At 74.0% G+C, this 22032-nt stretch carries 1 protein-coding gene and 1 pseudogene; both read left to right on the top strand.

What is annotated here, in order from left to right; all coding sequences use genetic code 11:
* The first annotated feature begins 5 nt into the window (after positions 1-5).
* The gene (locus ACIRL2_RS35295; RefSeq protein WP_402237723.1) at positions 6-15302 is read left to right on the top strand and encodes a type I polyketide synthase; all 15297 of its coding nucleotides are present in this window, start codon (positions 6-8) and stop codon (positions 15300-15302) included.
* Between the two features lie 78 nt (positions 15303-15380).
* A pseudogene (locus ACIRL2_RS35300) lies at positions 15381-22007 on the top strand (SDR family NAD(P)-dependent oxidoreductase); the annotation flags it as partial.
* Between the last annotated feature and the right edge of the window lie 25 nt (positions 22008-22032).

Raw genomic sequence — 22032 nt, forward strand, 5'->3', positions numbered from 1 at the left:
CTGCCGTGGCCAATGAAGAGACCCTTCGCGAGTACCTGAAGTGGACCACGGCCGAACTGCACGACGCGCGGCAGCGGATCGAGGAGTTCGAGGCCGAGGCCGCGACCGGCGAGCCGGTGGCGATCGTCGGCATGGCCTGCCGCTTCCCCGGCGGTGTCGCCTCACCGCAGGACCTGTGGGAACTGGTCGACCGCGGCGAGGACGCGATCGGCCCGCTGCCCCGGGACCGCGGCTGGGACCTGGACCGGCTCTACCACCCCGACCCGGAACACCCCGGCACCAGCTACGCCGCGTCCGGCGGCTTCATCGTGGACGTGGCCGGCTTCGACGCCGACTTCTTCGGGATCTCCCCGCGCGAGGCCGTCGCGATGGACCCGCAGCAGCGGCTGCTCCTGGAGACCTCCTGGGAGGTCTTCGAGAACGCCGGGATCCTGCCGGCCACCCTGCGCGGCAGCACGACGGGCGTGTTCATGGGCACCAACACCCTGGACTACGGCTGGACGGCCGGCCGGGTGCCCGACGAGTACGCCGGACACCTGACCACCGGCACCGCCGCCGCCGTGCTCTCCGGCCGACTGTCCTACCTGTACGGGCTCGAAGGCCCCGCCGTGACCGTGGACACCGCGTGCTCGTCCTCGCTGGTGGCCCTGCACCTGGCCGTGCAGTCGCTGCGCAACGACGAGTGCTCGCTGGCTCTGGTCGGCGGCGTCACGGTGCTGTCGTCCCCCGGCCAGTTCCTCGGCTTCAGCGCCCAGCACGGACTGGCCGAGGACGGCCGCTGCAAGGCGTTCGCGGAGGCGGCCGACGGGATGGGCCTCGCCGACGGCGTGGGTGTACTCCTGGTCGAGCGGCTGGCCGACGCGCGGCGCAACGGCCGCCGGGTGCTTGCGGTGGTACGCGGCAGCGCGGTCAACCAGGACGGCGCCAGCAACGGCCTGACCTCGCCCAACGGCCCCTCGCAGCAACGGGTGATCCGGCTGGCGCTGGCCAACGCCGGTCTGTCGGCCGCCGACGTGGACGCGGTGGAGGCACACGGCACCGGCACCCGGCTCGGCGACCCGATCGAGGCGCAGGCACTCCTGGCCACCTACGGTCGGAGCCGCCCGGCGGACCACCCGCTCTGGCTCGGCTCGGTGAAGTCGAACATCGGCCACACCGGCGCCGCGGCCGGCGTCGCGGGCCTGATCAAGACCGTCCTGGCGATCCGGGCCGGGACCCTGCCGAAAACCCTGCACGCCGACGAGCGTTCGACGCGGATCGACTGGTCGGCGGGCGCGGTGGAGTTGCTGACCCAGGCGCGGGAGTGGCCCGCCACGGCCGACCGTCCGCGCCGCGCCGCGGTCTCATCGTTCGGGATCAGCGGTACGAACGCGCACGTGATCATCGAACAGGCACCGGCACCGAAGGCCGAGGCGGTCGCGGGGGAGGGGGCACCCGAGACGCTCCCGCCCATGACGGTGCCGTTCGTGGTGTCGGGCAAGTCGCCGGGGGCACTGCGAGCGCAAGCGGGTCGGCTGGCCGAATTCGTCGCGGCGCATGCCGAGTCGGACCCGGCGGAGATCGCGTCGGCGCTGGCTGCGTCGCGGTCGGTGCTGGAGTGCCGGGGGGTCGTACTGGCCTCGGGGCGCGCGGAGTTGACGGCGGGGCTGGCCGCGCTGGCCGCGGGGGAGTCCGCCGCGGGTGTGGTGTCCGGTGCGGCGCGGTCCTCGGGCCGGACGGTACTGGTGTTCCCGGGGCAGGGTTCGCAGTGGTTGGGGATGGCCGCGGATCTGCTGGACTCCGCAACGGTGTTCGCGGAGCGGATCGCCGCGTGCGAGGGCGCGTTGGCGCCGTTCGTGGATTGGTCGTTGACGTCGATCCTGCGGTCGGAGTCGGACGAGTGGCTGGACCGGGTGGACGTCGTGCAGCCCGTGCTGTGGGCGGTGATGGTCTCCCTGGCCGAACTGTGGCGCTCGTTCGGTATACGGCCGGCCGCGGTGGTGGGCCACTCGCAAGGGGAGATCGCGGCCGCCTGCGTGGCCGGGGCGCTGTCCCTGGCGGACGGCGCGAAGGTCGTGGCGCTGCGGAGCCGGGCGATTCTGGAGTTGGCGGGTGCGGGCGGGATGGTGTCGCTCGGCGTCCCGGTTGATCGTGCCGCCGAGTTGATCGCGGGGTACGAGGGTCGGATCTCGGTCGCGGCGGTGAACGGTCCGTCCTCGGTGACCGTGTCCGGTGAGCCGGCCGCCTTGAACGAAGTGCTCGCGGACTGCGAACGATCGGGCGTCTGGGCACGGCGGATACCGGTGGACTACGCCTCGCACTCGGTGCAGGTGGAGGCCATCCGTGATCGGCTCTCGACGGAACTGGCCGACACCGAACCGCTTGCGGCCACGGTGCCGTTCTACTCGACGGTCATCGCCGAGCGGGTGGAGGAGACCACCGCGCTCGACGCGAACTACTGGTACACCAACCTGCGGCAAACCGTTCGCTTCGAGGAGACGATCCGGCTGCTGCTCCGGCAGGGGTACGACGCCTTCGTGGAGGCCGGCGCCCACCCGGTGTTGACGACGCCGATCGAGAGCACCATCGAAGCCGCCGAAGCCCGCGCGGTGGTGTTCGGAACGCTGCGCCGAGGCGAGGGCGGACTCGACCGCTTCACCGCCGCGCTCGCGGAGGCGTACGTCAACGGCCTCGCCGTGGACTGGTCGCCGCTGCTGGGCGATCGCCCCACTGTCGACGTCGACCTGCCGACCTACGCCTTCCAGCGCCGGCGGTACTGGCTGCGCGACGTCTCGACGGGCGGCGCCGATGACGCGGCCGGACTCGGGCTCACCGGCGAGGGCCACCCCCTGCTGGGCGCCTCGGTGTCCCTGGCCGATGGGCAGGGACTCCTGCTCACCGGGCGGCTGTCGCTGTCCTCGCACCCCTGGCTCCAGGACCACGCGGTCGCCGGGACGGTGTTGCTGCCCGGCACCGCCTTCGTCGAACTGGCCATCCGGGCCGCAGATTCCGTGGGCTGGGGCCTCCTCGACGAACTGGTCCTGGAAGCACCGCTGGTGCTGCCCGAGCACGGCGGAGTTCAGATCCAGGTCGTGGTCGCGGCACCGGACGTCGACGGCGGTCGGACGGTCTCCGTGTTCTCGCGGACCGACGACGACACCGAGCGGGCCTGGGCCAGGAACGCCGTCGGGCTGCTGCGGCCCGAGTCCGCTGCGGTCGCCGCGCCGCCGAGCGCCGCCGCCTTCGATACGACCGAGTGGCCGCCCGTCGGTGCGCAGCCGATCCCGCTGGACGGCTTCTACGCCGACCTGGCCGACGTCGGCTACGCCTACGGCCCGTCCTTCCAGGGGCTGCGCGCCGCCTGGCGCGTGGCCGACAAGGTGTACGCCGAAGTGGCCCTCCCCGCCGAACAGCGGGAGAGCGCCGACCGCTTCGGGCTGCATCCGGCCCTCCTGGACGCCGCGCTACAGGCGGTGGCGCTGACCGGCGTCGGCGCGGGCGGCACCGCGGTCCGCCTCCCGTTCGCCTGGAACGACGTCCGGCTGCGGGCCTCCGGCGCGTCGTCACTGCGTGTCCGACTGTCGGTGAACGACGGTGACTCCGTGGCCGTCGAGGCCACCGACAGCACCGGCGGACCGGTGTTCTCCGCGATGGGGCTCACCCTGCGGCCGGTCGCCGCCGACCACCTGGCGCCCGCCGCCAGCGAGACGACCGACAGCCTCTATCACCTGGACTGGATCCCGGTTCCTTCCCCGGCGGCCGAACAGCCGAGCGCCGACACCGACCAGGTGGCCTGGCTCGACTGCACCCCCTCGGCGACCCCGATCGGCGACGGCCTCGCGGATGCCGTGTCGGCGGCGACGGCCGACGTGTTGGGGCGGATCCAGGAGTGGCTCGCGGCCGAAGGGGAGACCCGGTCGCGGCTGGTCGTCGTGACGCACAGCGCGGTGGCGGCGGGTCCGGGTGACGTGGTGGCGGACCTCGTGCACGCGCCTGTGTGGGGTCTGATCAGGTCGGCGCAGAGCGAGCATCCCGGCAGGTTCGTCCTGGTGGACACGGACGACACTCCGGCGTCCGGGACGCTGTCGGAGGCTGCCGCGTGGAGTGGGGAACCGCAACTCGCGCTGCGGCACGGCGGGATGCTCGCTCCCCGGTTGGCGCGGGTCGGTGGGTCTGCCGACGTGCTGGTCCCGCCGCCCGGGGCCTGGCGCTTGGACACGACCGGGACCGCGACGCTGGAGAACCTGTCGCTCGTCCCGGTGCCGCGGGACGCGGAGGAAACCGCACTCGATGCGGGGCACATCCGTATCGCGGTGCGGGCCGCCGGTCTCAATTTCCGGGACGTGTTGATCGCGTTGGGTGTGTATCCGGGTGCCGCGTCGATGGGTGGCGAGGGCGCGGGTGTGGTGATCGAGGTCGGTCCGGGGGTGTCCGAGTTCGCGGTGGGTGATCGGGTGTTCGGGATGTTCCCGTCGTTCGGTCCGACGGCGGTGGCCGATGTGCGGACCGTGACTTTGACGCCGGGTGACTGGTCGTTCGAGCGGGCGGCGTCGGTGCCGGTGGTGTTTCTGACGGCGTATTACGGCTTGGTGGAGTTGGGTGGTCTGCGGTCGGGTGAGTCGGTGTTGGTTCATGCCGGTGCGGGTGGGGTGGGGATGGCGGCGGTGCAGATCGCGCGTCATCTGGGTGCCGAGGTGTTCGCGACGGCGAGTGAGGGCAAGTGGGACACTCTGCGGTCGTTGGGTCTGGATGACGCCCATATCGCTTCGTCCCGGACGTTGGGGTTCGAGGACCGGTTTCGTTCGGCGACCGGTGGGCGTGGTGTGGATGTGGTGTTGAACTCTCTCGCGGGTGAGTTCGTGGACGCCTCGTTGCGGTTGGTGGCCGTTGGTGGTCGGTTCGTGGAGATGGGCAAGGCCGATGTGCGGGATGCGGGGGTGGTGCGGTCCGCGTATCCGGGGGTGGTGTCGTACGACGCGTTCGACTTGGTGGAGGCGGCGGGCGCGGATGGGATCGCGGGGTTGTTCGCGGTGTTGATGCCGTTGTTCGGGTCGGGTGTGTTGGTGCCGATCACGGTGCGGTCGTTCGATGTGCGGCGGGCGCCGGAGGCGTTTCGGTTGATGTCGCAGGCGAGGCATGTGGGGAAGGTCGTGTTGCGGATGCCGGTGCCGCTCGATCCGGGCGGGAGCGTTCTGGTCACGGGTGGCACGGGCACGTTGGGTGCTCTGGTGGCCCGTCGTCTGGTTGCGGAACACGGTGTGCGGAGTGTGGTGTTGCTCAGTCGTAGCGGTCCGAACGCCGCGGGCGCGGGGGAGTTGGTGGCCGAGCTCGGCGGTCTGGGTGCCCGGGTCGTTGTCGAGGCGTGTGACGCGGCCGATCGGGAGGCCCTTGCCGGGGCCTTGGCGCGGATACCTGTCACAGCCCCGCTCACCGCGGTCGTCCATGCCACGGGTGTGCTCGACGACGGCCTGATCGAGTCGATGACCCCGGAGCGTCTGGAGCGGGTCCTGCGATCCAAGGTCGACGGCGCGGTCAACCTGCACGAACTCACCGCCGACCAGGACCTCTCCGCCTTCGTCCTCTTCTCGTCCATCGCCGGTGTCTTCGGCGGACCGGCCCAGGCCAACTACGCCGCCGCCAACGCCTTCCTGGACGCGCTCGCCACCCACAGGCAGGGCGCGGGTCTGCCGGGCACCTCGCTCGCGTGGGGACTGTGGGGAGAGGCCACCGGGATGACCGGCCACCTCGGCCGTGACGACCTGAACCGGATGGCGCGCGGCGGCATCCTGCCCTTCGCCGCGCCACTCGGACTGCGGCTCTTCGATGCCGCTCGCGCCCTCCCGCAGGCGCTTCTGGTGCCGCTGCGCCTGGACCCGGCCGCGCTGCGCGCCCTGGCCGGGACGGGCGCGCTGCCGGGCGTGTTCAGCGGCCTGGTTCGCGGCCCGGCTCGCCGGGTCGCGGCGACCGACGCCGGTACGGGCGGGTCGACCTGGCAGCGGCGGACCGCCGCGCTCGCGCCGGTCGACCGCTTCCGCGTGCTCCTCGAACTGGTCCGTACGCATGTCGCCGCCGTGCTCGGCCACGGTGACCCGGCGGCCGTCGCCGCCGACCGCGGGTTCAAGGACCTCGGCTTCGACTCGCTGACCGCGGTCGAACTGCGCAACCGCCTCACCGCCGACACCGGGTTGCGGCTGCCCGCCACCCTGGTCTTCGACTACCCGACCCCGACCGCGCTGGCCCGGCACCTCGGCGCCGAACTGCCCGGTGCGCAGCCGAACGTGGTCGCCGCGACATCGGCGCCGGGGGCGACCGGCGCCGACGAGCCGATCGCGATTATCGGCATGGCCTGCCGCTTTCCCGGGGACGTTCGCTCCGCCGACGATCTGTGGCGCCTGGTCATGGCGGGTGGGGACGCGATCTCCGAGTTTCCCGCGAACCGCGGCTGGGACCTCGCGGGCCTCTTCCACCCGCAGCCCGATCACGCGGGCACCAGCTACACCCGCTCCGGTGGTTTCCTGCACGACGCCGACCGGTTCGACGCCGAACTGTTCGGCATCAACCCGCGCGAGGCGCTGGCGATGGATCCCCAGCAGCGGCTGCTCCTGGAGACCTCCTGGGAGGCCCTCGAACACGCCGGCATCTCGCCGGACACCCTCGGCGGCAGCCGGACCGGCGTGTACACCGGGCTGGTCGCGCAGGGGTATGCAAGTCGACTCGACCGGGCCCCGGAGGAGTTGGAGGGCTACCTGGGCACCGGCAATACGCCGAGCATCGGCTCCGGCCGGGTCGCGTACACCTTCGGCTTCGAGGGGCCCGCGGTCACCGTGGACACCGCCTGTTCCTCGTCGCTCGTCGCGGTGCACCTGGCGGTGCAGGCGCTGCGCGGCGGGGAGTGCTCGATGGCCTTGGCCGGCGGCGTGACCGTGATGTCGGAACCGGGACTGTTCGTCGAGTTCAGCCGCCAACGCGGCCTGGCGGCGGACGGCCGCTGCAAGGCGTTCTCGGCGGACGGCGACGGATTCGGCCCGGCCGAGGGCGTCGGCGTCCTGGTCGTGGAGCGCCTGTCGGACGCCGTGCGCAACGGGCATCGCGTGCTCTCCGTCATCCGCGGTTCCGCGGTGAACCAGGACGGCGCGAGCAACGGCCTGACCGCGCCCAACGGCCCGTCCCAGCAGCGCGTCATCCGGCAGGCGCTGACCGCCGCCGGCCTGTCGCCGCGGGATGTCGACGCGGTCGAGGGCCACGGGACGGGTACCGCGCTCGGCGACCCGATCGAGGCCCAGGCCCTGATCGCGACCTACGGCCGGGACCGGCCGGCGGAACACCCGGTCCACCTCGGCTCGGTGAAGTCGAACATCGGGCACACGCAGGCCGCGGCGGGCGTGGCCGGCGTGATCAAGATGGTCCAGGCGATGCGCGAGGGCGTGCTGCCGCCGACGCTGCACGTGGCGGAGCCGACACCGCACGTGGACTGGGCCGCGAGCTCCGTACGGCTGCTCGCGGAGGCCATGCCGTGGCCGGTCACCGGTCGCCCGCGTCGGGCGGCGGTCTCCTCGTTCGGCATAAGCGGCACCAACGCGCACGTCGTCCTGGAACAGGCCCCCGACACCGCGCCCGCCGACCTGCCGGGCGACCAACCGCCCTCAGGCGCCACCCGGGTCGCGGTTCGGACGAACGTCGCCGCGCTGCCCTGGGTGCTCTCCGGCCACACCGCCGAGGCGCTGTACGCGCAGGCGCGCAACCTCGCGACGTTCCTGCGGGAACAGTCCGGGCTCGCGCTGCCCGATGTCGCACACACGCTGGCGACCGCACGCGCGACGTTGCCGGAGAGGGCCGTGCTGACCGCCGCGGATTCGGCCGAACTCCTGCACAGCCTCCAGGCACTGGGGCGCGGGGAGACCGCACCGGGCGTGGTGACGGGCCCGGCGAGCGCCGACGGTCGGCTGGCGTTGTTGTTCAGTGGGCAGGGGAGTCAGCGGGTCGGGATGGGGCGTGAGCTGTACGACTGTTTCCCGGTGTTCGCGGAGGCGTTCGATGCCGCTGTTGTCGAGTTGGATCGTCGGTTGGTGGGGCATGTCGCGTATTCGGTGCGGGATGTGGTGTTCGGTGCGGAGGGTGCCGAGGGTTTGTTGGACGAGACGGTGTTCACGCAGGCGGCGTTGTTCGCCGTGGAGGTGGCGCTGTTCCGGTTGGTGGAATCGTTCGGTGTGCGGCCGGACTTCCTGTTGGGGCATTCGATCGGTGAGTTGGCCGCCGCGCATGTGGCGGGGGTGTGGTCGTTGGAGGACGCGGCCGTGGTGGTGGCCGCGCGGGGCCGGTTGATGCAGGCGCTCCCGGCGGGTGGCGCGATGGTCGCGGTGCAGGCCGCCGAGGCCGAGGTTCGTACCGCCCTGGAAGGCTCCGACACGGTCGGTGTGGCCGCGATCAACGGACCGACGTCCGTGGTGATTTCGGGCGACGAGGACGCCGTCCTGGCGGTGGCTGCGGAGTTCGCCGCGCAGAACTGCAAAACCCGGCGGCTGCGGGTCGGCCACGCCTTCCATTCGGCGCTTATGGAGCCAATGTTCGCCGAGTTCCGTACCGTCCTGGAGACGGTGTCCTTCGGCGAGCCCACGATCGCCATCGTTTCCAACCTGACCGGCCGAATCGCCGAGGCCGAGGAACTGGCCGACCCGGACTACTGGGTGCGCCACATCCGCGAACCGGTCCGCTTCGCGGACGGAGTCGCCGCGCTTGCCGCCGCCCGGGTCACAGCGGTTCTGGAGGCGGGGCCCAACGGCGTCCTCACCGCGATGGCCCGCGAAAGCCTTCCCGTGAAGCCCGGCATCGCCGTGGTGCCCGTGTTGCGTTCCGAACGGACGGAGCCGGCCGCGCTCATCGGCGCGCTCGGCGCCGCGCACCTCGCCGGAATCGCGGTGAACTGGTCGGCCTTTTTCGCCGGCACCGGAGCGCGGACCACCGAACTCCCCGGCTACGCCTTCCAGCGCCGCCGCTTCTGGCTCGAACCGGTCACCCCCGGGCCGGCCGCCTCCGGCGCACCGGCCGACGCTGACCCGGCGTTCTGGGCCGCCGTCGAGCGCGGCGACGGCGATCAGGTGGCCGACGCACTCGACCTGAGCGACGAGGCGCGGCGCGGATCACTCACCGCACTGCTGCCCGCCTTCGCCTCCTGGCGGCGAAGCCGGCGCGAACGCACCCTGCAGGACACCTGGAGCTACGAAACGACGTGGCGGCCGTGGACGCCGGAGGGCGGACGACGCCTCAGCGGAACCTGGTTGTTGATCAGTCGAGCCGAAGCCGAGCCGGTCACCGCGGACGGCCGGGACGACGCGAACGACCCGGACGGCCCGAACGCGGTGGCGGCTCAGCGGTGTGCCCGTGCGCTCACCGAGGCCGGCGCACAGGTCGAGACGCTGATACCGACCCACGCCGAACGGGAGCGCGAGGCACTGGCCGAGCGGATCCGTATGGCGGGTCCGCTCGCCGGGGTCGTGACGCTGCTTACCGGCGATCCCGGGACGCACCCCGAACACCCCTCCCTCACTACCTGGTTCACCGACACCGTGACGCTGGTCCAAGCCCTCTCCGACGCGGGTCGCACCGCTCCGCTGTGGTGCGTGACCGAAGGAGCCGTAGCCGTCGGCGGCGACCCCGCATCCGGGGCCGCGCCCGCGCAGGTCTGGGGCTTCGGCCGGGCTGCGGCATTGGAATTACCCACCGCCTGGGGTGGGTTGGTGGACGTGCCCACCGGCGCCGACGACCGGGTGTGGTCCCGGTTGGCCCAAGCCGTCGCCGCGGACGGCGCGGAGGACCAGATCGCGCTGCGCGCCACCGGCGCCTGGGTCCCCCGGTTGCGTCGCACCACCACGGACGGCCAGGGCCCGGGCCCCGGCTGGGTGCCCGCCGGCACCATCCTGATCACCGGTGGTACCGGCGGCCTCGGTGCCCAGGTGGCCCGCTGGGCCGCCGCAGGAGGCGCGGAACACCTGGTGTTGACCGGCCGGCGCGGTCCGCTGGCCCCGGGGGCCGACGAACTCGTCGACGAACTCACCGCCCACGGCGTCCGGGTCACCGTGGCGGCCTGCGATGTCGCCGACCGTGGCGCGCTCGCCCGGCTGGTGGCGGAGGCCGAGGCGGACGGACCGCCGATCCGGGCCGTGGTGCACACCGCCGGGATCGGCCAGGCCGCCACCGTGACCGAGACCGACCTCACCGCCTGTGCCCGGATCACCGAGGGCAAGGTGCTCGGCGCCGCGCACCTGGACGCGCTGTTCGGGGACCGGCGGCTCGACGCCTTCGTGCTGTTCTCCTCGATCGCGGGCGTGTGGGGCAGCGGAGCCCAGGGTGCCTACGCGGCGGGCAACGCGTACCTCGACGCCCTGGCTCGGCACCGCCGCTCGCGAGGACTTGCCGCGACGGCCGTCGCCTGGGGCCCGTGGGCGGGCGCCGGCATGGCGGCGGGCGAGAGCGGCGAGCAACTGGCCCGCCGCGGCCTGCGCGCGATGGACCCGCGGACGGCGGTGGCCTTGATGGCCCGAGCCGTTGCCCGCCCCGAGGCCGTCGGCGTCCTCGCGGACGTGGATTGGCCGCAGTTCCTGCGCCGCTTCACCGCGCTGCGGCCCAGCGCCCTCCTCGGCGACCTGCCGGAGACCCGCGCGTATCTGGCCGACCAAGCCCAGTACCGAGCCCAACTCGGCTCCGAGGCCGCGATTTCGGGCGACCCGGTGCTTTCCCGGCAGTTGGCCGAGGCCGGCGCCGGCGAGGGCGAACAGCTCCTGCTCGACCTGGTCCGCCGGGAGGCCGCCGCCGTACTCGCCCTGTCGGCCGGTGAACTGCCCTCGGCCGACCGCGCTTTCCGCGACCTGGGCTTCGACTCGCTCACCGCGGTCGAGTTGCGCGACCGACTGGCGCACAGCAGCGGACTGGAGTTGCCGACCACCCTGGTCTTCGACTACCCCACGCCGACCGCGCTGGCCGGCTTCCTGCTCGACGAACTGGCGGGCGCACAGCCCACGGGCGCCGACCCGATACCGGGCACGGCCGTCGACGGCGAGCCGATCGCCGTCATCGCGATGGCCTGCCGCTACCCCGGCGGGGTCGGCGGCGCCGAGGACCTGTGGCGGCTGGTCGCCGAAGGCGGTGACGCCGTCACGGACTTCCCGGCCGATCGGGGCTGGGACCTCGACGCCCTGTACGACCCCGATCCCGAACACCCCGGCACCAGTTATGTGCGCGAGGGCGGATTCCTGGACACCGCCGCCGAGTTCGACGCGGGGCTGTTCGGGATCTCGCCGCGCGAGGCGCTGGCGATGGACCCGCAGCAGCGGCTGCTCCTGGAGACCTCCTGGGAGGCGTTCGAGAACGCCGGCATCGACCCGACCTCGGTCAAGGGCCATCCGGTCGGTGTCTTCATCGGCGGCGCGGCCTGCGGGTACGGCGCCGGCGCCGGCGACCTTCCGGACGGCGTTGAGGGGTACGCGCTCACCGGCAGCATCAGCAGCGTGATCTCGGGGCGAGTCGCCTACGCCTTCGGCCTGGAAGGCCCCGCACTCACCGTCGACACGGCGTGCTCCTCGTCACTGGTCGCCCTGCACCTGGCCGGCCGCGCCCTCCAGCGCGGCGAATGCACGATGGCGCTGGCCGGCGGCGTGACCGTGATGGCCACCCCGACCGGATTCGTAGAGTTCAGCCGCCAGCGCGGGCTTTCCCCGGACGGCCGCTGCAAGGCGTTCGCCGCCGCCGCGGACGGCACCGGCTGGTCCGAGGGTGTCGGCCTGCTGCTGGTGGAGCGCCTCTCGGACGCGGTACGCAACGGCCATCGCGTCCTGGCCGTGGTCCGAGGCAGCGCGGTCAACCAGGACGGCGCCAGCAACGGCCTAACCGCGCCCAACGGTCCCTCCCAACAGCGCGTCATCCGGCAGGCGTTGGCGGACGCCCGGCTCACCGCCCGCGACGTGGACGCGGTCGAGGCGCACGGTACCGGTACCGCGCTGGGCGACCCCATCGAGGCCCAGGCGCTGCTCGCCACCTACGGCCGCGACCGGCCGGACGCCACCCCCCTGTACCTGGGCTCGGTCAAGTCCAACATCGGCCACACCACGGCCGCGGCGGGCGTCGCGGGCGTGATCAAGATGGTGCTGGCGATGCGCGAGGGCGTATTGCCCGCGACCCTGCACGTGGACGAGCCGACCCCGCACGTGGACTGGTCGGCCGGCACCGTGGAGTTGCTCACCGCGCCCCGCGCCTGGCCCGACCACGACCGGCCGCGTCGCGCGGCCGTGTCGGCCTTCGGCATCAGCGGTACGAACGCGCACGTGGTGCTCGAACAGCCGCCCGCCGCGCCGGTGCGGGCGGGCGAACCCCGCCCCACCGGTGACCCCGGCACCCCCCTGCCCGTCCTGCCGTTCCTGCTCTCCGCGCACTCCGCCAAGGCGCTGCGCGCGCAGGCCCGCAGGCTCGCCGAGCACGTCGAGGCGCTGCCCGGACCGGTCCCGACCGAATCGGACCCGACCGAAACGGTGTCGGCCGAAACGGTGTCGGCCGAGCCGGTGTTGGCCGACCTCGCGTACTCGTTGGTCGTCTCCCGGGCCCGGCTCGAACACCGCGCCGTCGTCACGGCGGCCGACCGGGAGGGGTTGCTCGCCGCCCTTGCGGGGTTGGCGGCCGGGGGCTCTGGGGTCGACGCGGTCGTGGGGGTGGCACAGGCTGGCACCCGTCCGGTGTTCGTCTTCCCCGGTCAGGGTTCCCAGTGGGTCGCGATGGCCGGCGGGCTGCTCTCGGCGTCACCCGCATTCGCCGCGCAGATCGGGGCGTGCGAGGAGGCGCTCGCGCCGTTCGCCGACTGGTCGTTGACCTCGGTGCTGAGCTCTGAATCGGACGCGTGGCTGGAGCGGGTGGATGTGGTGCAACCGGTGTTGTGGGCGGTGATGGTCTCGTTGGCCCAATTGTGGCGGTCGTACGGTGTGCGGCCCGCTGCCGTGGTGGGCCATTCCCAGGGCGAGATCGCGGCCGCGTGCGTCGCCGGCGCGCTCTCGTTGGACGACGGCGCGAAGATCGTCGCGCTGCGCAGCAAGGCGATCCTGGACCTGGCCGGGAAGGGCGCGATGGCCTCGGTGGGCTTGTCCGCCGAGGAAGTCACCGAGCTGATGGCGCCGTTCGGCGACCGGATCTCGCTCGCGGCCGTCAACGGCCCGCACTCGGTGACCCTCTCCGGTGACCCGGACGCGCTGTCCGAGCTGCTGACGCGCTTTCAGGCCCAGGGCACCTGGGCGCGGAGCGTCCCGGTCGACTACGCCTCGCACTCCCCGCAGGTCGAGTCGATCCGGGACGCGTTGCTCGTGGCCCTCGCGGGCGTCGAACCACGCGCCGCGAGCATCCCCTTCTACTCCGCCGTCACCGGTGGCCTGTTGGCCACCACCGCCCTGGACGCCGAGTATTGGTACACCAACCTGCGGCAGACCGTCCGCTTCGACGAGGCGGTCGGGGCCCTGCTCGACCAGGGCCACGACGCGTTCATCGAGACCAGCGCCCACCCGGTGTTGACCACCGCCGTCCTGGAAACCGTCGAGGCGGCCGGGTCGCGGGCCCCGGTCCTGGGCACCCTGCGGCGCGGCGAGGGCGGCCCCGACCGCTTCACCGCCGCCCTCGCCCAGGCGTACGCCCAAGGCGTCGACGTCGACTGGCGGGTCGCCTTCGCCGACATCGAGCCGCAGTCGACCGGCCTGCCCACCTACGCCTTCCAGCGGGAGAGGTACTGGCTCCGGGGCGCGTCCGCCGGCGCGGCCGCCACGCAGGGGCTGGGGCTGATCGCCACCGGGCACCCGGTTCTGGGCGTGGCGGTCGACCTGGCCGACGCGGAAGGAGTGGTGCTCACCGGGCGGGTCAGCCGGCGCACCCACCCCTGGCTGGCCGAATACATCTCCGCGCGCACGGCGCTCCTGCCCGGCGCCGTCTTCGTCGAACTCGCACTGCACGCAGCCCGGTTGACCGGACTCGGCACGGTCGAGGAACTGACCCTCCAGGCGCCGCTGCCGCTGCCCGAGCGCGGCGGCGCGCAGATCCAGGTGTCGGTGGGCGCCGCGCGGCCCGACGGGCGTCACCCCGTGTCCGTGCACTCCTGCCCGGACGACGCCGAGGCGGCCGGGACGTGGACCCGCCACGCCGACGGCCTGCTCGCCCCCGTCGCGGACGGGGCGCAGGACGCACCCGACCCCGAGGACGACCTGGCCGTCTGGCCGCCGACCGGAGCCGTACCCGTACCCGTGCCGCACACCGACGACGCCGAGCCGCGCGCCGATCAAGTGCTGCGCGGCATCTGGAAGTCCGGCGAGACCCTGTACGCGGAAGTCGCCCTCTCCGCCGACCAGCGCCAGGGCGCCGCCGGCTACGGACTGCACCCGCTGCTCCTGACGGCCGCCCTCCGGGCGGTCGGCGTGGCGGCCGGGGAGAGCGCGGCGGCCGAAGGAACCGCGGAACCCGAGGCCGGCGCCGAGGTCCGGATGCCGTTCGCGTGGTCCGGGGTCACCCTGCACGCCCCCGGCGCGACCTCACTGCGCGTACGGCTGGAGGCGGGCGGCGACTCGCCCGACACGCTCTCGCTGGTCGCCGCGACCGGGACCGGCGCGACCGCCTTCACGGTGCGCTCGCTCGCGCTGCGCGCCGTCTCGCCGGACCGGCTCCGAGCCGCGCTCACCGAGTCCGAGTCGGCGACCCCGCGCGCCGGTTCGGTCCCGCTGCTGCGGCCCGGCTCGGCCCGCCCGGCCCAGAACACCGCGTCGGAAGCCGAACCCGAAGCCACCGCCGCCGCACTGCTGCGCCGGCTGGCCGCCCTGAGCGAGGAGGACCGGCAGCGCGCACTGGGCGATCTGGTGGTCGATCAGGTCGCGGCCGTCCTGGGCCACGCCGCGGCCGACGTGGCCGCGGACAAGCCGCTGCGCGACCTGGGCCTGGACTCGATGGCCGCAGTCGAACTGCGCGGCCGACTCGGCGCCGCGCTCGGCCTGCGGCTGCCGGTGACCCTGGTGTTCAGCCACCCCACCCCCGCGGCCCTGGCCGCCCATCTGGGCACCGAGCTCGGGCTGGAGACGGCGGCCGCGGCCGGTCCCGCGCCGGTCGCGTTCGGCCGGTTGGAGCACGCCCTGTCCCGACTGCCGGCCGACCGGGAGACCAGGGCGGCGGTCACCCGGCGCCTGGAGAGCCTGCTCTGGAAGTGGCGTGCCCCGTCGGACGCCGGCGCGGACCCGGCCCTGGGCGAGGACGCCCTCGCCGCCTCCTCCGCCGAAGAGATCTTCGACTTGCTGGACCGGGAGCTGGGCACCGCCTGACCCCGACGTGTACATACCGCCTCCGGCTTCCCTTCGGCCACCCGGTGAAAGTGGGCTCGCGTGTCGACCAACGAAGAAAAGCTCCTCGACTACCTCAAGAGGGCCACGGCGGACCTCGGCCAGACCCGGCAACGGCTGCGCGAGATCGAGGCGGCCGCGTACGAGCCGATCGCCGTGGTCGCGATGGCCTGTCGCTACCCCGGCGGGGTGCGCACGCCGGAGGAGCTCTGGCGGCTGGTCGTCGACGGCGTCGACGCGCTCGTCGACTTTCCGCACGACCGCGGCTGGGACGTGGACGGCATCTACGACCCGGACCCCGAGCGGTCCGGGAAGACGTACGCCCGGCGCGGCGGTTTCCTGGACGGCGCGGCCGACTTCGACGCCGAACTGTTCGGCGTCAACCCGCGCGAGGCGCTGGCCATGGACCCCCAACAACGGCTGCTCCTGGAGACCGCCTGGGAGGCGTTCGAGCGTGCCGGCGTCGACCCGACCTCGCTCAAGGGCAGCCGGATCGGCGTGTTCGCGGGGGCGATCTCCTCGGGCTACGCCGAGCGGCTCACCAGCGTCCCCGAAGAGGTCGAGGGCTACCTCGGCACGGGCAGCATGACCAGCGTCGCCTCCGGGCGGATCGCCTACACGCTCGGTCTGGAAGGTCCGGCCGTCACGATCGACACCGCCTGCTCGTCCTCGCTGGTCGCGATCCACCTCGCCGCCCAGGCACTGCGCCAAGGCGAGTGCACGATGGCGCTGGCCGGCGGCGTGACCGTGATGTCGACGCCGGGCATCTTCATCGAATTCAGCCGTCAGCGCGGCCTCGCCCCCGACGGGCGCTGCAAGGCGTTCGCGGCGGCGGCCGACGGCACCGGCTGGGCCGAGGGCGCGGGCGTACTGCTGCTGGAGCGGCTGAGCGACGCGCGGCAGGCCGGTCACCCGGTGCTGGCCGTGGTGCGCGGCAGCGCGGTCAACCAGGACGGCGCCAGCAACGGCCTGACCGCCCCCAACGACCTTGCCCAGCAACGGGTCATCCGCCAGGCCCTGGACTCCGCGCGGCTGGCCGCCCGAGACGTCGACGCGGTCGAGGCGCACGGCACCGGCACCACGCTCGGCGACCCGATCGAGGCGCAGGCCCTCATGGCCACCTACGGCCGCGACCGACCCGCCGGGCAGCCGCTGCGGCTGGGCGCGGTCAAGTCGAACATCGGCCACACCGGTGCGGCGGCCGGCGTCGCCGGCATGATCAAGATGATCGAGGCGATGCGGCACGAACTGCTGCCGCAGACCCTGCACGTGGACGAGCCGACGCCGCATGTCGACTGGTCGGGCGGCGGGGTGGAACTGCTCACCCACCCCAGTCCGTGGCCGCGCAACGGGCGCCCGCGCCGGGCCGGGATCTCCTCCTTCGGGGTGAGCGGCACCAACGCGCACGTGATCGTGGAGGAGGCGCCGGAACCGGCGGCGGAGCACATCGCGGGGGAGCCGGCCGGCGCCGACGGTGCGGCCACGGCACCCGGCACGGACGCCCCCGCCGCCCACCGCGCCCTGCCCTGGGTCCTCGGCGCCCGTACCGACGAGGCGCTTCGCGACCAGGCCGCCCGGCTCGCCGCGCACGTGCGGGCCCGGCCCGGCCTGCGGCCCGTCGACGTCGGCTACTCGCTGGCCACCTCGCGCGCCGCCCTGGACTCCCGCGCGGTCGTCGTGGGCACCGGCCCCGACGACCTGCTCGCCGGGCTCGACGCGTTGGCCCTCGGCGAGGACGCGGCGAACGCCGTCCGCGGCCGGGCCGGTCAAGGCGGTCGCCTGGCCTACCTGTTCACCGGACAGGGCAGCCAACGCCCGGGCATGGGCCGGGAACTGTACGCGGCCTGGCCGGCCTTCGCCGACGCCTTCGACGCCGCGACCGCCGAACTCGACGCCCGGCTGGCCGGGCAGGTCAGCCGGCCGGTGGCCGAGGTGGTGTTGACCCCCGACGACCCGAGCACCGGGAAACTGCTCGGGCAGACCGTCTACGCGCAGACCGGCCTGTTCGCGCTCCAGGTCGCCCTGTTCCGCCTGTACGAATCCTGGGGGGTGCGCCCGGACCTGCTCCTGGGCCACTCGATCGGCGAGCTGAGCGCCGCGCACCTCGCCGGAGTGTGGTCGCTGCCCGACGCGACGGCGCTGGTCGCGGCCCGGGCCGCCCTGATGCAGGAACTGCCGTCCGCGGGCACGATGATCGCGGTCGCCGCGAGCGAGGAAGAGGTCGGCGCCGCGATCGCCGAACACGCCGGCGCCGTCGCCGTCGCGGCGGTCAACGGCCCGTCCGCGGTGGTGCTTTCCGGCGCCGCCGAGCAGGTGCTCGCGGTAGCCCGGCAGTTCGAGGCGCAGGGCCGCAAGACCCGGCGGTTGCGCACCAGTCACGCCTTTCACAGCGCGGACATGGACGGCATGCTCGACCGGTTCCGCGCCGTGGCGCGGAACATCACGGCCGCGCCCGCCCGGATCCCGGTGATCTCCAACCTGACCGGCCGCCCCGCCGGCGTCGAGGAACTGGGCAGCGCGGACTACTGGGCCCGGCACGTCCGCGAGACGGTCCGATTCGCCGACGGCGTCGCCGCGCTCGCCGACGCGGGCGCCACCGCCCTGATCGAACTGGGCCCCGACGGGGTGCTGAGCGCACTCGCCCGGGACTGCCTGGCCGCCCGCCGGACCTCGGCCGGCCCGACCCCGGTGTGCGTCCCGGCCCTGCGCCGCGACCGGCCGGAACCGATCACCGCGGTACACGCCCTCGGCGCGCTCCACCTGTCCGGTGGCCGGATCGACGGCGAGCGGTTCTTCGCCGGCACCGACGCCCGCCGCGTCGAACTGCCCACCTACGCCTTCCAACGCAAGCGCTACTGGCTCGACGGCGGCGCGGCGGCGCCCGACGCCGCCGGTCTGGGTTTGGCCGCCACCGGCCACCCGCTGCTGGGCGCCGAGTTGCGCCTTGCGGGCAGCGGCGGACTGGTCCTCACCGGACGACTGTCCCTGCACACCCACCCGTGGCTGGCCGACCACGCGGTGGGCGACAGTGTCCTCTTCCCCGGTACCGCGTTCGTGGAGGTCGCCGTCCAGGCCGGCGACCGTGCGGGCTGCCCGCACCTGGCCGAACTCATGCTGGAAACACCCCTCGCCATTCCCCCGGACACCGCCGTGCGCCTGCAGGTCGTGGTGGGACCGGTCGAGGAGGACGGCCGCCGCCGGGTGGAGGTGCACTCCCGGCGCGAGGACGCGGCGGACGACACCGGGTGGACTCGGCACGCGGCCGGCGTGCTCACGCCCGAGGCCGACGCCGACACGGCTCCCGACGCTTCGCCGGCCTGGCCGCCGCCCGGAGCCGAGCCGGTCGACGTCGCCGACTTCTACGCCGACCTCGCGGCCGGCGGATTCGGGTACGGCCGGTCGTTCCGGGGCCTGCGCGCGGCCTGGCGACTCGACGGGTCGGTCTACGCGGAGGTGACCCTGCCCGACGAACACACCTCCGCCGCCGCGGACTTCCTCCTGCACCCCGCGCTCTTCGACGCCGCCCTGCACGCCAGTGGCCTGACCGGGCTCGGCCAGGACACCGGGCAGGCGCGGCTGGTGTTCTCCTGGGGCGGGGTGAGCGTGCACGCCGTCGGAGCGGCCGCGCTGCGCGTGCGGATGTCGATCACCGGCCCCGACACGGTCGAACTGGCCGCCACCGACGGCTCGGGGAACCCCGTGGTCTCGGTACGCGAACTGGTGATGCGTCCCGCCGCACCCGCCCCCGCCCCCGCGGCCGTCGGCGGCTCGCTGTTCCGGCTCGACTGGGTTCCGGTCCCGCCGGCGCCGGCCGAACAGCCGCAACCGGCCACGGGGCCCTGGGCCGTACTGGGCCCTGACCCCTTCGGCCTGTCCGACGCGCTGGAGCAGGCAGGCATTACGGCGCGCGCATACCCCGATGTCGCCGCGCTCGCCGACGAGTCCACGGCCCCCGACATCGTCCTGCTCCCGCTCGCACCGATACCGCCGGCGGGGCTGCCGACCGCTGCCGACCGGGCCGTCGACCGGATGCTGCACACCGTCCAGGGCTGGTTGGCGCACTCCGCCTGGGAGACGACCCGCTTGGTCGTGCTCACCCGCGGCGCGGTCGCGGTCCGCGCCGGCGAGAGCGTCACCGACCTGGCCCATGCGCCGGTCTGGGGCCTGCTGCGCTCCGTACAGGCCGAGCACCCGGAACGGTTCCTCCTCGTCGACCTCGACGCCGACGCGGACGCCGGCTCGCCGACCGCGCCGCCCGACGCCATCCGCGCCGCGCTCACCGCCGGCGAACCGCAGACGGCCGTCCGCGCGGGTGCGGCGCTGGTCCCACGGATCGTCCGGGCCGACACCGACCGGCTGCTGCCCGCCGCCCCGGAAGGACCCTGGCTGCTCGACACCACCTCCGCGGGTGACCTGGACCGGCTCGCGCCGATGCCCTATCCGCCCGCCGCCCGACCGCTCGCCCCGCACGAGATCCGGATCGCCGTGCGCGCCTCCGGCCTCAACTTCCGCGACGTGCTGGTCGGTCTGGGCATGGTGCCCGGCCAGGTCGGCATGGGCACCGAGGGCTCCGGGGTGGTCACCGAGGTCGGTTCGGCGGCCGGTGCCTGGCGGTCCGGCGACCGGGTGATGGGCGTGCTGCCCGCCTCGCTCGGCCCGGTCGCGGTCGCCGACCACCGGGCCGTCGTCCGCATCCCCGCGCACTGGACCTTCGCCGAGGCCGCCGGGATGCCGATCGCCTTCCTGACCGCCTACCGCGCCCTGTTCGACCTGGCCGGCCTCAAGCCCGGCGAGTCCGTGCTGATCCACGCGGCGGCCGGCGGCGTGGGCATGGCCGCCGTACAACTGGCCCGGCACTTCGGCGCCGAGGTGTACGGCACCGCCGGCCCCGGCAAGTGGGACACCCTGCGCGAACTGGGCCTGGACGACGCGCACATCGCCTCCTCCCGGTCGCTCGACTTCGAGCACGACTTCGCCTCGGCGGGCGGCGGGCGAGGCGTCGACGTGGTGCTCAACTCGCTGGCGCGCGACTACGTGGACGCCTCGCTGCGGCTGCTGGCACCCGGTGGCCGGCTGATCGAGATCGGCAAGACGGACCTGCGCGACCCAGGTCACACGGCCGTGCTGTACCCGGGGGTGAGCTACCAACCGTTCGCCGACGCCGACCCCGAGCGGATCGGCCGGATCCTCACCGAGATCGTCGAACTCGTCGAGAGCGGCGCCCTGCGCTTGCTCCCGGTGCGCAGTTGGGACATCCGCGAGGCCGCACACGCGTACCGATACATGAGCCAGGCCAAGCACATCGGCAAGATCGTGCTCACCGTCCCCGCCGCACCCGACCCCGACGGTACGGTGCTGATCACCGGCGGCACCGGCGCGCTCGGCGCACTGCTGGCACGGCACGTGGTGACCGAGCACGGCGCCCGGCATCTGGTGCTCACCAGTCGAGCCGGCGAACAGGCCCCCGGCGCCGCGCGACTGCGCGAGGAACTGACCGGGCTCGGCGCCGTCCACGTGGAGATCGCCGGTTGCGACGTCGCCGACCGGGCGCAGCTCGCCGAGGTGCTGGCCCGGGTCCCCGCCGAACACCCGCTGACCGCCGTCGTGCACGCCGCGGGCGTGGTCGAGGACGGCGTCATCACCTCCCTGACGGCCGATCAGCTCCGCCGTGTACTGCGCCCGAAGATCGACGGCGCGGTGAACCTGCACCGGCTGACCGCCGACGCCGACCTCGCCGTGTTCGTCCTGTACTCCTCGGCGGCCGGCGTCCTGGGCGGCGCGGGCCAGAGCGCCTACGCGGCGGCCAACACCTTCCTCGACGCCCTCGCCCACCACCGCCGGGCGGCGGGCCGACCCGCCGCCTCGCTCGCCTGGGGGCTGTGGGACCAGGCCGGCGCGATCACCGCCGGGCTGGACCAGGTCGACCGGGCGCGGGTGGCGCGCTCCGGGATGCTGCCGCTGTCCGCGGCGCAGGGCCTGGCCCTCTTCGACGCCGCCGCCGACCTCCCCGACCCCCTGGTCCTGCCGGTCCGCGTCGACGGCGCGGCCCTGCGACGGGACGCCGGCGGCGCCGCCGTACCCGCCGCGCTGCGCGGCCTGGTCCGCGCCCCGGGGCGGCCCAGCGCGCAGGCCGCCGGCCGGCCGGAGCCCGCCGTCGACCTGGTTCGGCGGCTGGCCGCGCTGACCGAGGACGACCAGCGCAGGCTGCTCACCGACCTGGTCTGCCGGCACGCCGGCACCGTGCTCGCTCTGGGCGGCGCGGACGCGGTGGACCCGCGACGCGGCTTCACCGAGATCGGCTTCGACTCGCTGACCGCCGTCGAACTGCGCAACCGGCTCGACGCCGCCACCGACCTGCGACTGCCCGCCACCCTCGTCTTCGACTACCCGACTCCGGCCGACCTCGCCGACCACCTGTTCGAGGAGCTCGTTCCCGACACCTCCGCCGCAGCGGTGCCCGCGGTGCTCGACGAACTCGACCGCCTGGCGGCCCGGCTCGCCGGGGTGCGCGCGGACGAATACGACCGGGCCGCGATCTCGACCCGGCTCGACCGGCTCCTGACCGCCTGGCGCAACCAGGAGGAGACCCAGGCCGGCGGCGCACCGCAAACCGCCGCGGAGCAGCTCAAGGAGGCGAGCGCCGACGAGGTGCTCGACTTCATCGACCGCGAACTCGGCTTGGCATGACCTGCGTTCGATCCCTCTTCGCCGA

The organism is Embleya sp. NPDC127516, from assembly GCF_044765325.1.
Taxonomy (GTDB): domain Bacteria; phylum Actinomycetota; class Actinomycetes; order Streptomycetales; family Streptomycetaceae; genus Embleya.